Here is a 15,880-nt window from a genome sequence, read left to right on the forward strand (position 1 = left end):
CGCGTGTCAAAAAATTCAGGCTACGCCCCCCCGACAGGGTAATAAGTCGACTCTTCCAGCGCGCGTACCAACACAGCTTGAGACTGCTGGGAAAGATCGTCCACGCCGATCAAACAAAGGGTACCACCGTCAGATTTTGCCAGAGCACCCAAACGAACAATGTCGCCAGAGCGATCGGCAACACCGCAGAGCTCTGCAGCAAACTGTTCTTCAGTGAGTCCAGTACAGCGGATGACTTCAAAGGCTTGATCTTTGCGAGCGCTGCCGCGGTGTAGGGTAAAGGCTGCTACGGCTTGTCCTGATCCGAGATCGCCCAACAAGAGGACTCGGTCAGGTGTCTGAGCAACTTTAGAAAGAACTGCTACGTAATCGAGTGATGACTGAGTTGACATGAAAACCCCCAATATTTCATGTTAAGCCGCCCTATTTCAGGGACATATGACAAACTTAGCACAGTTTATGCCAAAAGCGAGGATCTCGCGTACTTTTGTGCCAACGTCGCTAACCACATACAGCAAAAGTCACGAATGCCTACTCAAGCATGGACAAAAACGACTCAACCTCTGAAAGAACTCGCTTATGCTGTGCCCTAACATCCGAAACCATGTCAGCAGTGGCAGATCCGTTTTTGAAGGCCAAGCTCAGTTCATTCAGCCGGTTTGAGTAGCGCGCCATACCAAGAAAGCCGGCGGCACCCTTCAACGTGTGTGCGAGCTTGCCAGACTCTTCATCACTCACGCCATCAAACAAATCATTAGCAACAGGGTACTTCTCGATAAAGAGTTGTAAGTTAGAGATTAGTGATTCGGACGTCGGCCAGTAATCTCGCGCCTCTTCGAAATCGAATTCAGCGAATTCGAACACCTTAGATTCAGGAGAAGAGAGGTTTGAATCATCTTCAAAGCCCAAATCTGCCTGCACCGGTGCAAAATCTTTGTCCACCATCACAGTTTCAATAGCCCTCAGAAGCTCATCGATTTTGTAGGGCTTACCCACAAAGCCTTGCATACCAACGCTGGTGGCCCGCTCTTTCTGCGAGGCAGTTACTCCAGCAGATACGGGGATAATGGGGATGTTTTTCCAACCCGGCTCTGCTTTGATGCGCTCAGTCGCCTCAAAGCCATCGAGCACAGGCATTTCGATATCCATCAATATAAGGTCGTAATCGCTGCGAGTCAGCGCGTCAATTGCTTGCTTACCATCGCCAACTAAAGTGACCTCTGCACCGCGCTGACGCAAATGTTCGCTAATCACTTGCTGATTGATCTCGTTATCCTCAGCCACAAGGATGCGTAGATCTCTCAGCAAAATAAGTGAACTGACCTCAGCAGCCAGATTGGCATGACATTCTGCTACAAGTGGGCCAGCCTGTCTCGTATCGCCCAAAATACAGGCGAACTGTTTTAGACTGAACGGGGCTACAACAACACCCGTTACTAGACTGAATAAGCGGGGATTCAAGCCTTCGAGCTTGGAAATCGCAACCAGACGCAGCCTATTCCCAAACTGCCTTTGTAGATCGTTGATAAACTGCTCCAACTGGTCCAATCCGAGAACATGTCCAAAGAGAACCACATCAAATGCTTGCTTTGCCAGGGCACCCGTCGCTTCATCAAGGTCAACTACAACCTGCACGTCTGCAACCCAAGGTTTGAGCACCGCTTTTATGTGATCTGCGGCGAGCCCACGTCGCTCAACCAATAACACCGTCACACGCTTGATCGACTTTAGATAAGCTTTATCCACGATCGGTTCGGCATAGCTGACTTTAACTGGGATGCTGATACTGAATTTAGATCCTACTCCCAATTCAGATTGCAGCCTTACCTCCCCGTCCATCAACTTACAGAGTCTCTTTACAAGTGCCAAACCAAGCCCAGCCCCCTCAGTTGTATTACCAGCACCGCCGCGTTCAAACTGCTCGAAAATAGATTCGTGACGCGAGGGTTTTATACCTACACCCGTATCACTTACCTCGATAACCAGGTCTCCTTGAGAGGCTGAGCTCTTTTTGAAGCCGGCAGAGAGCATTACCAAGCCCTCGTCGGTAAACTTTACCGCATTGCGCAGCAGGTTATTGACGATCTGGCCTAAAAGCTGGGCATCTATCTCGATTTTTCGCGGAAGCATGGGAGAAAAGTCGACCATAAATCGCAGTCCGCTGTTCTCAGCAACCGGTTGATGCAGCGCCACAAAGTTGTCCAGCAAGTTTTCAACTAGCTCGGGTTCCGGCTCTACATGCAACTGCCCACTCTCTAAACGACGCAAGTCCAGCAGGTTGCGCACTAATGACTCCAGCGTGTCGGCCGCACCCGATATCTTCGAGAGGTACTCTTGTTGTGTTTTGGTGAGCCGTGTAGCCAACATCAGATCCGTTAGCCCTAGAATTGCGTTGAGCGGTGTTCGAATCTCGTGGCTAACGGTTACAAGGTTATCTGCTCGATCGTGGGCCAGCTTTTCAAGTTCGGCTGCCCGTTGCCTCAGTTCCTCAATGTCGGAGTACTGAACGTAACAAAATCGTGTGTCAACCCGAACAGTCAACACACGGTTGATACGTGTACATCTGTACTCACCGTCGACACGACGAATACGACACTCCAACTCGTCCGTTAACACTCCGTCTTCCTGAAGCTCAGAGTTGAAAAACTCTTCATTCCGGACAGTAAAAGCCTCTATGTCATTCGGGTGAATACGATCAACCAAATCCGCAAAGGTCAGTTGCGACTCTGCCGGCTCGCCGAGGAAACGATGAACCTGATCTCCGAGAACCTCCGCTGAATCATTTGGATTCTTGATGATATCGACCGCGAAATTAAGGGAGTCCGCTACCCGGTCAAGAAGTTCAACTTGAGACGACAAAAGTGCAGTTTTCTCAATATATTTCCTCGAGTATCCAACAGAAACCCCGCCTACTAGCGACGAAATGATCGCGGGCAACAGTATTGTTTTTGTGCCGATATCGACACCTACCAGCAGGGTGAGTGCTACAGACAGAGCAATAGAGGCAGCGACGATTAACAGTACAAAGAGATAGGGATGTTTGTATAAGTAGCTTGTAATCTGTGATCTTGGCGGAGACTTAGCGGCACTCAAAGGCTCATCCCTCTATAAGCGCTTTCACAGACTCAAGCAGCTCAGATGCACGGCAAGGCTTCTGCAGGAAGAGATTGATCTCGTTCTCAGCAAGCTCAGCACGAATCTCGTCATTGTCATGCGCTGACAAGACAATGATAGGGATATCTGAGCTGCCCCGCGCCACTCGAACTAAGGACGAAAGAGCAAGTCCATCTAACTCATCCATAACAATGTCCGTAATGAGCAGATCTGGCCGGAAGCGGATGATCATCTCAAACGCTTGGTGAGCGCTAGGCGTCGTAATCACTTGATAGTTTGGAGAGAGTGTACTCTTGATATAGTTTAGGATGAGTTCATCGTCATCAACAGCGAGTATCTTTATAGCTTGGGTCATGTGGGCTCAATCCTTCATTGATAGGGCCATAGTGTGACCCAACCCCATGAAAAATATCAACGTGTAATTACCACAACGCGCTTTTTAAAAATCTGTACTAATCTGGAGGTAGTGCGTCTGGGGGCTACATGATTTCACCGATTGCTATCGTCAAATTGATCCGACAACACCTTAGGGTTGAATCGTCTGAAATCCTTCGATCTCTGTTGGATAAGTGTCCCCGTTCACTTGATGATCAGAATTGGCGCTGGGAGCTAAATGGCTTTGTGAGCGCGTTAGTCGCCACCGGTCATCTACGCGCGGAATCGCAGCACGAGATAGAGCGACAACTCTTCCCAGAGAGTAACGAGCAGCGCAGAAAACTGGCACGCTCGAAGTCCTTCTCGATTGATGTATTCACCCTCTCCCCGAGCAAAGAGGCACGCAAATTTCAGTATGATGTGCCCGCGCTAAACCCCTTCGATGCCTACGCTAAACTCGCCATGCGAGTAAGCTATAACCGACTGGAGTATGTAGAGGTAGTTCAGGTTTTCAGGGGGACAAAGGATGAGCGAGAGAGCGTTCAAGAACCACTAAAGTATTTTGACCGAAGTGAAATTGTACAGCCGCGAGGTTAGAACTTTTTAACAATTGCGAGCCCAAAAGCTGAGCGCTCGTTCTGATCAACGTTCGCTCGACTGAGATGAGCATAGACCGAAGTATCCTCACTGATATTAACCCGCCCGAATAAGCCTGCAGAGATTGCTGAACGGTCACGCGATAGATTTCCACCACTTACACTGCCCGCGTCCAGATGCACGCCTAAGTCAACTTGCTGGTCGAAGAGGGTAACCGGTTTGGAGAGCTCAACTTGCGAAACAACCCGCGTAGAGCCGCCGCTCGACGCTAGATTTGTCTCCCCGCCCAGATATGAGGCGGTCACCCCACGTACAGAATCAGCGCCCCCTAAATAGAGACGCTGACTCAGAGGCACTGAAGCCATATCACCGCTAATCGCCGAAGCCCCTACTCGTGCATTCAGAGCTAGGCCAGTATCAGCAAGCGGGATAGATCCGGTGTCGTAGTCGATATCCGTACGCCCGTATCCGGAACCGCGATCCAAATTCTGGGCGAGCCCGATGGACAGTGTCAGTCCGTCACCCTCTGTCCAACCGGGCCGCGCCTCAAAGACCGCTTTTGCGCTGAGCAGCATCTGGTCGGCCACGGATTGCCCTGCCGATGCTGCTTGCGATTTAACCTCTGTCTGATGGACCTCGCCACTAACTTTTATCTCAGTCAGATGTAGGCCATCTCCACCTGAAAAATCACGCCATCGCGAACTGAGCTCTGTCGCTCGTGAATCGAAAAAGCGGAACTCTTGTGGGCGGGTACTAAACTCCAAATCAAGCTGGTTGTTCAGGTTGTAATAGACAGGGACGGCCAGATCAATCTCATACTGCCCGTCGATATTACTGCCAACTCGGTAGTCGAGGTAGCGTAAGCCTTGGTAATCGAAAAAATGGCGCCCGTCGAGCGCCCCAAAAAGCTTACCGCCTGTTGTTAAACTTGCCCCAACGCTGAGGTCGCTCTCCCCCGCCTCACCGACGACTTCCGCATCGTAGACACCCGGAATGCGCGCGTAATAATCAAATGATCCGTCACGCACAAAACCGAGATAGTCAAGGCGATCTATCGCCTTAACATGCTCGGCTTTACTGAGGGGTTTACCGTTAAGGTCAGCAAGAAAATCAGGACTCAACGCAATCTCGGCATCCAGCACTTGATGGATGCCGACCGATTCAATGCGCATCTTCTGTCCGGTATCGATCCGTATTCCGTCTGGTAACTCAACCGTCTGCGCTTGCGGGTAACCCAAACGATCGAGGCAACTAAGAATCTCGTCAAGCGTTCCACCGTCGGCCGTCTCTAATATCGGGCAACTGATTTCATCTGATTCAAGCCGCATCCAGTCGATTAAGCGCTGGGTATCGTCAGCTGTGCGAAGATCGAACACCCGAGTTATCGGCGCAGGTTTAAGTGGCGGTAGTTTGGGCTTTAAATCAACCTCAGGCGGTGTATATGGAACGTTCAATACCTCAAACGGATCGATGCCGTTAGTCGCGGCTAACATTTCGCCGGGCACCTCGGATTGAATAAGGCTGATACCGCTTGGTGGAGTATGGGTTGTTATCGAGAGCTCGTTCTGCGTTTCTGCAGGTGCTGCAAGCCTAGCCTCGGGCAGAATCGTCGTGGAGGCGTCGATAAGCTCTAGATTTTCACTTGCAGACTCTCCCCTCCCCTCTTGTGCCTGAAAGGCTTCAACAGGTAGGTCAACAGCCTGTTTCACTGCGCTTACAGCAGTCACCGTCAACTGTGCTTTGTGCACCTGAGTATTCAGTTCGATAGGCTCTGCTGGAGCGGCTTCGCTCTGAACTTTTGGCGCCTCATCAAGAATTCGAGCGACCAGCGCGTCGATATCTTCGAGTTCGTCAAGTTGCTTGGTTGGCGCGCCAGCAGGTGCCGATTCAACCACTTGCAGATCCTCAGCTGTGTCAGCTTCAGGCTGTGGCATCTTCGCGATTACAGACTGTTTTTCTGACTTAAGCTGTGGGGCAAGATCAACAGCATCTTCTGTCACGGACTCAGCAATAACAGATTGAGCGGAAACAACCGGCTTCTGCACCGGCAAATCGGCACTAACCACGATCTCTAGCGGCTCCGATTCAAAAGCCGGCGCCGATTCAGCCAGCAGTTGATCAAGCGTCAAAATTCTGGGGGCACCCGGCGATAGCGTATCGATGGGTAGCAACGTCAGCGTCTCAGAGACTGGGCTCTCATTGCCCATTGTGTCTACTTGATAGGCTGCAACTTCAACCACTTCGGTGCCATCAAACAGCCCCGGACGCGCGACATACTGCTCTACTTCAGCACCCTGAGTAATCTCAAACCAATCGCTATGGTGCTGCTGCTCAACCAGAAGTCCATTAACACTGAGAATCGGTACTGAACCAGCCGGCAGTTCAAAACCGTTGGTGTATCGTTCAGAGAAGTTGTTTGCGATCTGTGCGATTTCAGGCGCTTCCGGAGCTGTGGTGTCTAGCGAGGCTAACTCTAATCGAGACGGCTCTGCAGATCGGTTACCGGCGGCGTCAACTGCAAAGGCCTGGAGTTCGAGCACTTCAGAGCCATTAAAGGCTCCCTCCAGGGCAAGATATTTATCAAAGTCACCGACGCGCTCAATCGAGAACATATCAGAGAGTTGCTCAACGCTCAGCGTTTCGCCATTCACACTCAGACGCACCTCTGAGTTCGCCTCTACGGCAAAGCCCTGCTCCAGTGCCCACACAGCACTTGGCACTGCTGAAAACAGCAGTGCTAGCAGAAGGTTGAGGCGAGCAGAGAGGCGCTTCATATCAGACCCTAGCGGTAGATGAAGTCCAGCGAGCTGGCACGATCAATCTGCGCCTGCTGCAGCTCTGCTTGGAATTTATTGAGATCGAGCTGGGCGCTTAGCAGCTCATCATAGGCCGATAGCAACTCAAACAGGGAGACACGCCCCGCTTTGAAAAGACGCTCTTTTGAGGCGAGTTTCATGCCGACGGTATCAATCGCGAGTTGCTGATTCGGGATGACCTCGTCACGCAACGCCATAATACGCTGCTCTAGGCTTACAAGGTTGCGGATACGACGTGCGTTACTCACCTCACGTTCAAAGCGCAACGCCTCCACTTCCGCTTCCAACGCCACAGCACGTGCGGCTTCTACCCGCCCCATGTTGCCGTATGAGACATTCATCTCAATACCGAGGCTGGAATTGTCCTTGGCAGTATCATCAACAGGTACTGACCCAACGAGATCCACGTCGGGTCGTAGCGACAGTTTATTGGCTTCCAGCTCAGCTACTTTGCTCTCTAAACGAGCGTCCAGCGCGGCGATAGAGCTGTTTACAAACTCTTGCGTCAACGGGTCTGCCAGCCCGTCTTCCATGGGCAGTACATCCAGCGTTAGCAGCTGCAGATTCTCGGTGCAGGCCAGCAGATCCAGTTCAGTTTTTACCAACTGCTGCTGCAGACGATTCTCATTGATTCGGTTTTTGTTCTGCCAAACCTTGGAGAACACCGCATTCTTATCGCTCTCAGATGAGAGTGCCACGTTGGAGCGACGCTCTACCCTATCTAACACCTCTTGCTGCATACCGACGATGGTTTGTAGCGTAGATATATCGTTCGAGAGTCGGTTGAAACTGGACTTGCGTTGCAGCAGCTCTGCAAGTTTCTGCAGACCCGTCTCATAGCTATTTAGCTGCTCAACCTGCAACTTACGCTCGGCAAAAGCCTCGTTCGCTTCAAACTTACCAAAAGACATCAGCGTGTAGCGCGCTGACGCATCCAAACTGTTGTCATTGGAGCTGTCAGCCAAGTATTTGCCGTTAGCGGAGAGCGAGAAACTGGGCAGACGTTTAGCTTTTTCCGCCTCGACATTACCGGCAGCAACACTCACCGCTGCATCTCTCGAAATCAGCTCCGGCGAGCATGAACGCAGTTCGGCGAGCAACTCATCCATTGTCTGCGCCGAGACATGGGTTGCACCAACCAAAAGCAGCGACGCTGTTACACCTGACAAAACAGTTCTAAAAAACATATCCAACACTCGGTTTAGGCCGCCGAAGCGGGTTTAACTGAGTCAATATAAATTGACACGATTGTGACAAAAAATACTCCTTTTTGTCATTTGTGTCAAATATGTCACAGATTATTTTGACAGATTGTCACGCGGTAATCAAAACGCCATTACTACCATCAAGTCATTGATATAAATAAAAAAGCCCACCTTTTCAGGTGGGCTTTTAATCCGAGAGCTCCGTCTTTTCTCATCAACTCCAAGTGTAATTAACAGTCGAGTCCTCTGTTTCAGTTTGTGTATCAAAACTACCGTGTCGAACTGCAATCTGTACATTAACATCATTCAATGTACCTGTATCAGCGCCGTTAGCATCGACATCAATAGCAACGCTTGCTGATCCAACGGTCACTTCTGCTGCTGTCAATTCATGCTCGTCAACCTTAACACCATCGATCCATATCTCGACAGTATCACCAGCGACAGCTTCGTTGATATCGAGCAATAGCTCGACGGTTGAGCCGTCACCATCACTAGTGTCAGTAATGGCGTTCATAGCAACATCAAGGTCAGTATTCACAGCGGAGCTTCCAGTGACAGTTAATGTATCTGACGATACAGCACTGAAATTACCCGCCAGATCCATCGCAACTAGCTTATAACTACCGTCCATTAATCCATCCACTGTAAAGCTTACCGTATCAGTTGTCGTGACGTTTTCACCCACTAGAACACGCGTCCACTTCTCTGAAGAAAGCGCAAATATGTCTTGCATGTGTTGGTCTGAGTTTGTTGAAACATCAGTGAGCCCTGCATATGCATTCGCCTCAATGAAGTACAGATATTCGCCGGTTTCAACGCCGGTAATATCGATACTTGTGCCTTCGCTGGCTGTCAAAGCATTTGAACTCGCACCACTAAGAACTGGTGAATTAGCAGCAGTTTGATCAAGGGTGAAATCAAAGCTCTGTTCAACGACCACTTCTGATCTACCATCGTCAACTAGCAGCTGATAGCCGACGTTTGCATTACTGTTATGATTCCAAGTAAATGTCATATCAACCAAAGCATGACCGTTCGAATCAGCAGCCCCTATTGACCCAAGTGTCAACGTAGGTCGATCTGGATTGTTAGCACCAAAAGCTGTATCCAGTGAACCTTGCAACGCGGAGACAATATCGCTATCTGTGCTTGTAGAATTGAATCCCCATGCCAGCTCCACAATAGTGGAACCAAAACGAAGGTCCCCCGTAAACTGGCGTCGTCCATCCCCCCCAATGTCAACCTGGAAGTTGACTGTTTGAATTTCCGGGTTGCTGCCGTCGCCATGTTGGGTCACAGTCGCCAATGCCCCTTGTTTGACCTCTGTGGTAAATGACGCATTGTAGTCCGTTGCTCCATTAGTTACCGAGACTGAACCAGTAATCAGTGTGTCAACTTCACCAGTGTTTTGAACAAACTCACGTTGTTTCAAAACCCCCAAATTAAGCAAGTCTTGAGACAGGCTCACGGTAAAGTCTTCACCAGAGAAGCGCTGAACATTAAAGCCACTACTTCCACGAGTAGTCTCAAACCCGACTGTATTCAACGTATTATTGGTTACGAATAGACCATCCAATAAGTCGCCAACAGTGCCACTAGAAGAAGTGTAGGACAGAGTTTGAGACGTACCCGATCCAACACTGAATGTCAGACTATATGTCCCGTCAGCAATAGTTGCATTCTCGTTGTCTACAACAATCTGAAAACTGCTACTGTCGGACAACCACTGCCCTAACAGCGGATCCGAGAAAAGCTGATCATCTCCATTATCCAACGCGCTTAGAGAGTTCTTAAAACTCGAGTCAGCATCGTAAACCGTCTGCCCGTCGAAAACTGTACTTATGGCTACGAATTTATTCGCAGCGTCCAATACAGGGCTGAAGCTACCCGTGAGCGCGCCGTTCGTTGTGTCGCTTTGATACGCCGTTGCAGTCACAAGGTCGTCATTAAACAGACCTGTATCTGAAGCGAAACTGAGCGATTCAATTCTTGGTGGCTCGTAGTCAGTTACAACGATATCAAATCGGCTTGCAAGAGATGCAACCCCTGCTGGAATAGCGAGCTCCAACGGCGTGCCATTACTTGAGACAGGGAGTGATTGTCCGTTAACAGCACTAAACCCAGTAATATCAAGATCAGTAGATGTGCCATCACCTACCGCTACTGTGTAAACGCCAAATAGAGCTGTCCTACCGAATTCTTGGTCGTATTCGGGACGCATCAAAACAGTCGCACCGTTGTCTAGTGTTGCTTGCACAACACCACCTGCAGTGTGATCAAGCGGTGTTGTAGTCATGACAACGAACTCAATGCTGTCGCCAACGTTCAACGTTACGGTCTCGCTAGGGTCAACAAAACTCCCGATCATTCCGATGTAGGGGACTGCCGGCATCAACGCACTGATTTCAGCCAAGGTATCTGCCGTCGCAGCGGTCGCTACTTCAATGCTAGCATTAGCAGAATTAAGCGCATTGCTATCCAAAGTAATACCCAAGGCTGCATAATCCGCCACATCTGGGATTGCGTTAGTAATACTATCCTCGGCATAGGCCGCGATCTTAGCGATGGCATCCAGCCTCGCGACAATCGATGCAGAATTAAGCATTGACTGAATGCTGGCTGCGTCAGTCAGAGTATAAGTATCCGATCCCTGCGTACCCACTGACGTCTCTTTGAGTAACTCTCTGATCGCGTCAATGTTGCTAGCATCAATAGTTTTAGCCGTACCGGCAGAGTCATAGCTGGAAACACCTATAGAGGCGAAGTCATTCGCATCTGGTGCGGTACCTGTGCCGTCTGCTTCGGCGTAATCAGTAATGAGTTTTAATGCATCAAGTGCAGTGACAACTGAGCTGATCTCCTTCGATGTATCAAACTCACTATCAGCACTACCAGCAACTATGTATTCAACAACTTCAGCAATATTCGCAATGCTTACAGTTGTGACACCAGCAGCAGTGAAGTCCGCTACTGACGGAGCCGACCCATCGCCGTTGACCGTAACAATACCCGCAGCCGTGCCTGAGGACAGACTCAACGTGTTCGAATTACCGTCACTGAGCGACCAATCGCCTGTACCGTCGTTGACAGCAACACTGAAGGTTGCGCCGTCAGCCCGGGTAATCGTAAGACCTCCGGTTGCTGCAGCAGTGATGACAAAACCTGAGTTGGCACCAAGGTCTGCCGATAGCTCGGCAGCTATGCCACCCCAGCCACTCTCAGAGGTCATCGTTGCCGTCAGAACTTGGGCTGCCCCATAAGGACCCGTGAGCGTCAGATTTACCGTATCAGTATTGCCCACAGTTGGTGTAGTCGTGTCGTCTGCGAGGGTAACACTGTTAGGGATAACCGTCGCCAACTCAGAGATTTTTGCAATCGCAGCTAAGCGAGCAGCAATAGCACCTGAATTCAATACGGCACGCAGTTCGGCAGCTGTTGTGATGGCGGTATCGCCAGAATCGTCGCCGTAGCTCGCACCAGCGATGACCTCATTGATGGCTGCTATATTGTCGTTTGAGATTGGCACATTGAGGCCATCGCTGTTCACAACGAAGCGCATACCAATAGCCTGATAATCCGCTACGGTCGGTACGCCTGTTTCACCTGTATCAGCAGTGAAATCGCCATCTGTGTCGGCTGCACCATCGCCATTCGCGAAAGCCTCAATGCGGCCCATGGCATCCAAGTAGGTATCAATGACCGGCTTGATCTGCGGCAAGGTAGACACATCGGCCGCGCTCTCTTTGGCAAAGACCAGTGCGTTGATATCGGCAACATTATTAGCATCCACCTCGGTGAAGCCGATGGCGTTATAGTCCTGATAAGTGGGTTCAGAACCAGACGGAAGATCCGCATAGTCTATCGCCGCAGCCTTCAACTCTAGCTCGGTCATCTCAATGCCAGCACCACCGAAGGCCTCTCGAACATTGATCTTAAAGCCCGTATAAGCCTTGGCGTCGACATCTGAAACATCAAATGTCAGTGATGATCCATTTGAAGCTTCGTAGTTATCAGCAGACATCATGAAGCGTGCGGTATCTGTAACGACACCTGCTGCTGTCCATGTGATATCTAAGCCTGTTCCAGACGCTGACTCAGTTACCGTAAAGGCCGCTGAGGCAGAAGTCGCCGCGCTATTGAACGCCGCAGCTATTTCAGCAACGGTCGGATCAGTATCTGATGTGATCGATAGCGTAACGCCGCCCACATTCAGGTCGTAGATCGTGTTTGCTTTAAGTGCGGGCAATACAATCTGCTGTATTTCGGCAGCAGACAGGCTACCTACGGTTGTTTGCGTCGCTGAGGTCAGATCACTGCTGAAGGTCTTAATAACTTCCCATTCACCAGCGTTGTTATCCCAACCCATAATATCGAAATCAGCAGGCAGTTTGCTGTAATCACCCGTAGTGTTCGCTGCATGAATTATGAAGTGATCGAGTACTGATGGCTCAACACCCATATCACCCATGTCATACCAACCCACCTGCAGCGGGTTATCCTGGCTTGGATCTACTGATGATGAATATACAAGTGCATCCGAGTTATCACTGTAAGCCAGCTTATCGAATAGCGCCTGTGCTGCCTGCCAATCATCTGCACCGTTTGAATTTACCAGGCCATTAAATTCGTAGGGTGAGGTGATGTAACGAACATCAATGTTATCAATAAGGAATTCTGCGCCTACGCCTTGGCCTCCAGAGTAGTCGAAAGAACCACCAACAAACACAAACTTGTAGCTACCAGTTGCATCAGCAGGAACAGTAACAGTTTTGGTTTGCCAAGATGTTTCAGTCGTATCGTTCGGGCTGGTGTAATCAAGCAGCTTGATAGTTGAACCATCGTTAACGTTCACCAAATAACCCAAAACGTCCGCGGCATCACCTGCAGCAGTCGCCTTCCAATCTACCGATATTGTCGCACCTGCAGTAAGCTCAATTGCTTCATTACTGTAGATCGCTGGGCCGTGAATAATTCCGTAAGGATAATTTCCGTTCGTGCCCGTCGTGTATTGTGTCGAGCCTACATAGCCGCTTCTAACCAAGCTGGTACCCAAGGACTGTACACCAGTATCTACTGACAAGACATTACCGCGACCCGAGGCATCCGGATCATCTACAACGCTTACCGTCGCAGGACCGTCTTGGTTCCAGTCATAAGGCAAATCAGTCAGGTAGTTAGTGCCATTTTTACCTATCGCAGTTGTATCTGCCCCAACATTCGACTCCACAGGTGACACAAAACCTGCCAAAACAGTTACACCAAGGTTCACCTCTCCGATATAGGTTGTCCAACCATTGATATCATTACCCGAGACAGTATCAAAGCCTGCGTTTTCAAATTCAGGTATTAGAGAGATAAAGTTCTGAACCGTGCCCATAATTCCAGACAAGTCAGGCTCAGCCCAAGCGCCAATTTTGTTGACGATCTCATTAGCAGAATCGACAAACGGCTGCAATTCAACGACCGTGTTCACCGTGCCGTTGGCACCACCAGTAAAGAGTTTGGTGTTAATTGCTGCTGCGAGCGATTCATTGATTTCGGCGGTACTGTTGGTAATACCTAGTACACCGGCATTGTTGTAGTCATCGGCTGATGGAATGCTGGCAGCATTACCGCTGTCAGCCACATAGGCATCGTAAGCCGCTTGATCAGCAAGGTTGCTGACCGTTTCTGCGAATGCAGCGATCTTATCGAGTGCCGCCGCACGCAAGCCGAAACTGCTGTTGCCAGAATCGACCGTCTCACCCATCGCTAGACGGATGGCATCCTCAATCTCTGCTGCAGTATCAACAGTATTTGCGTACGCCAGGTTGGTTTCGTTGCTCGCAGCATCGGTAGCGTTGTCGATCACATCGACACGAGCGCCGTCACCAACGTAGCGCATACGCATCACGTCGTTGACCTGCTCGAGGTTATTGGCATCGATATCGACCATCTGAGTACCGTTGAATATCTGAGTAATCCCCAGATTTTCGTAATCGGTAATAGAAGGTACGAAGTCGCCAGCCAGGTCGGTTGTACCATCAATGGCAAAACCATTGGCGTTAGCGTATTCGGTAATCTTGATGCGAGACGCCAAGGCCTCGATCTCAGACAGCTCATCTACTTCGGCACGGCCAATTGGCTGAGTGAGAAGTAGCGCATTGAGTTTAGCCACATACTCGGACGGGAATGCTGCCAGGCCAATATTGCTGTAGTCAGTCGCCGTTGGAATTTCGCCACCATTATTGGCTGCGTAAGAGACAATCTTCGCGTAAGACGAGAGCTCTGTGGATGCGGCGTTAATCACCGACTGCTGCTCAGACTGAGTGCCTGCCAGCGTTGTGTCGCCAGTACCCACTGCGCTATCAGCAAAGAGTGCGTTCGCCATGCCGAGGTTGTACTCGTTGACACCCTTAACTTGTGCCGCCACGTAATCTTCAAGTGTCGGTACCGTGCCATTACCGTCAGAGTCAGCGTAAGCACTGATCTTAGCGACCGCATCGAAGTACGGTTTCATCTCAAGCGCTTCTTGTACCAGTAGCTCGATCTCAGCGGTGTTGTCTGCAAGGTCCGATGCTGCATCAAGGGCGAAGCTATTCACCCACGCAAGGTTAGATGCATCTACGGCATAGATGCCCAGCGCGTGGTAATCCGCAACTGTAGGTACTTCCAGGCCAGTGGCGTCAGTCGCATCGGCATAGGTTTCAATACGCACCTGTGCCACGGCAGCCTGAATTTCAGCGGTCGTGTTCGCGCCACCCGTGTTCAGAGCCTGGATAGCGCTGTTAAACGCATCTTTGTTGCCGGCTGCAACGCCCACGATACCCGCAGCTTCATAGTCAGCCACATCAAGTGTTGTGACACCATTAGCGCCGTTATTGAAATCTTCGATCTTCGCGATCGCGGAGATGACACCATTCACCACAGACTGCAGCTCTGGGTTGGTATCTACGTCTGCTGCTGACTTACCACTCAACACCTGGTTGATAGAGGCTAGATTGTCAGTCGTCACGCCGGTTACGCCCGCTTGCTCGAAGTCTGAAACGGTCATAGAGACGTTGCCGAGTGCTTCGGTGGCATAAACGGTCAGTGTTTTAACACCTGCTTTAACGGTCGGGACGTCGTTTGGCATACCGCCGTATTCAACCATGTAGCCCTGAATTGAGCTATTGTTAAAGCGGAAATCGTTCCACATCCCACTGCTCAGGTAGTGTGCATGGTCCTCGCCACCTGAATCGTTCGGTTCACCACTCGCCCAGTTCGCGTACTCGCCATTGACTGCTGAACCGCCTGAGGCGCCTTGCCAAAATTGAGTCCCAGCCTCAGGACCGGTCATCCACTTCCAAACGCCCTCACTAGCCACGTCACTGGCGCCAATCCAGGCTTGCGCACTCACTTTTGACGCGATAAACGCATTTTCATTCGCACTAGTTGGAGTGGCCAGATACCCTGTCATACCCTCGAATGTTCGACCTTCAGCCGCCGCTTTAGCGTTATCCCAGGTGATACCTGAGCTCGCGACGTACTCATAGAAATGGTCATTCTCAGGGTTGTAAACCATGCCACCCGGCTGAACATCAATCGAGATATCGACCTTCTCGTTACCGCTGGTGATCTTGGTCTGCAAGGTTTTCAGTGCCGCATTGATCTGTGCCTGTGTACCTTCAATACAGATCTCATCGCCGCCGGTTGTCGCGTAATCGAAGCCAATTTGAATTTGAGTAGCCCCACTCAGGTTACCGATCTTCACATCGCCACCTGTGGCGGTGATCACCACACGCAGGCTGC

Annotated in this window: 7 protein-coding genes; 1 reads left to right on the top strand and 6 read right to left on the bottom strand. The window is 50.4% G+C overall.

Translation table 11 applies throughout. The annotated features are described in order from the left end of the window. Window positions 1-20: 20 nt before the first annotated feature. The 3 genes from XMG59_RS02355 to XMG59_RS02365 all read right to left on the bottom strand — a co-directional run bounded on the left by XMG59_RS02355 (window position 21) and on the right by XMG59_RS02365 (window position 3,469). Window positions 21-392, bottom strand: coding sequence for a sigma 54-interacting transcriptional regulator (locus XMG59_RS02355; RefSeq protein WP_173481644.1), 372 nt, complete (start codon window positions 390-392; stop codon window positions 21-23). Window positions 393-531: 139 nt separating this feature from the next. Continuing rightward, window positions 532-3,093: a response regulator gene (locus tag XMG59_RS02360; protein WP_173481645.1), complete on the bottom strand. Its 2,562-nt coding sequence runs from the start codon at window positions 3,091-3,093 to the stop codon at window positions 532-534. Between the two features lie 4 nt (window positions 3,094-3,097). Further along, the gene (locus XMG59_RS02365) at window positions 3,098-3,469 is read right to left on the bottom strand and encodes a response regulator (protein WP_173481646.1); all 372 of its coding nucleotides are present in this window, start codon (window positions 3,467-3,469) and stop codon (window positions 3,098-3,100) included. A 128-nt stretch (window positions 3,470-3,597) separates the two neighbouring features. Here XMG59_RS02365 and XMG59_RS02370 point away from each other — a divergent pair, with 128 nt between their 5' ends. After that, a complete protein-coding gene (locus XMG59_RS02370) occupies window positions 3,598-4,086 on the top strand; it encodes a hypothetical protein (protein ID WP_173481647.1) in 489 nt (162 codons plus the stop codon). On the opposite strand, the gene XMG59_RS02375 is transcribed toward XMG59_RS02370, so the two are convergent. The 3 genes from XMG59_RS02375 to XMG59_RS02385 form a co-directional block, all read right to left on the bottom strand. After that, on the bottom strand, window positions 4,083-6,860 hold the full coding sequence (locus XMG59_RS02375; protein WP_173481648.1) for a BamA/TamA family outer membrane protein: 2,778 nt from the start codon (window positions 6,858-6,860) through the stop codon (window positions 4,083-4,085). The two genes, XMG59_RS02370 and XMG59_RS02375, sit on opposite strands and share 4 nt — an antisense overlap. Before the next feature lie 8 nt (window positions 6,861-6,868). Beyond that, window positions 6,869-8,089, bottom strand: a complete 1,221-nt coding sequence (locus tag XMG59_RS02380) for a TolC family protein (protein ID WP_173481649.1) — start codon at window positions 8,087-8,089, stop codon at window positions 6,869-6,871. 232 nt (window positions 8,090-8,321) lie between these two features. Then, complete coding sequence (locus XMG59_RS02385; RefSeq protein ID WP_217363658.1) at window positions 8,322-15,842, bottom strand: C-type lectin domain-containing protein; 7,521 nt, start codon at window positions 15,840-15,842, stop codon at window positions 8,322-8,324. Window positions 15,843-15,880 lie beyond the last annotated feature (38 nt).

Origin of the sequence: Marinobacterium sp. xm-g-59, from assembly GCF_013283315.1 — a bacterium.
In the GTDB taxonomy this organism is placed as follows: domain Bacteria; phylum Pseudomonadota; class Gammaproteobacteria; order Pseudomonadales; family Balneatricaceae; genus Marinobacterium_E.

What these genes read in the sequence shown, in the direction of transcription:
- XMG59_RS02365 (WP_173481646.1), bottom strand. Translation starts at nt 3,469, where the DNA reads ATGACCCAAGCTATAAAGATACTCGCTGTTGATGACGATGAACTCATC.
- XMG59_RS02380 (WP_173481649.1), bottom strand. Translation starts at nt 8,089, where the DNA reads ATGTTTTTTAGAACTGTTTTGTCAGGTGTAACAGCGTCGCTGCTTTTG.
- XMG59_RS02355 (WP_173481644.1), bottom strand. Translation starts at nt 392, where the DNA reads ATGTCAACTCAGTCATCACTCGATTACGTAGCAGTTCTTTCTAAAGTT.
- XMG59_RS02370 (WP_173481647.1), top strand. Translation starts at nt 3,598, where the DNA reads ATGATTTCACCGATTGCTATCGTCAAATTGATCCGACAACACCTTAGG.
- XMG59_RS02375 (WP_173481648.1), bottom strand. Translation starts at nt 6,860, where the DNA reads ATGAAGCGCCTCTCTGCTCGCCTCAACCTTCTGCTAGCACTGCTGTTT.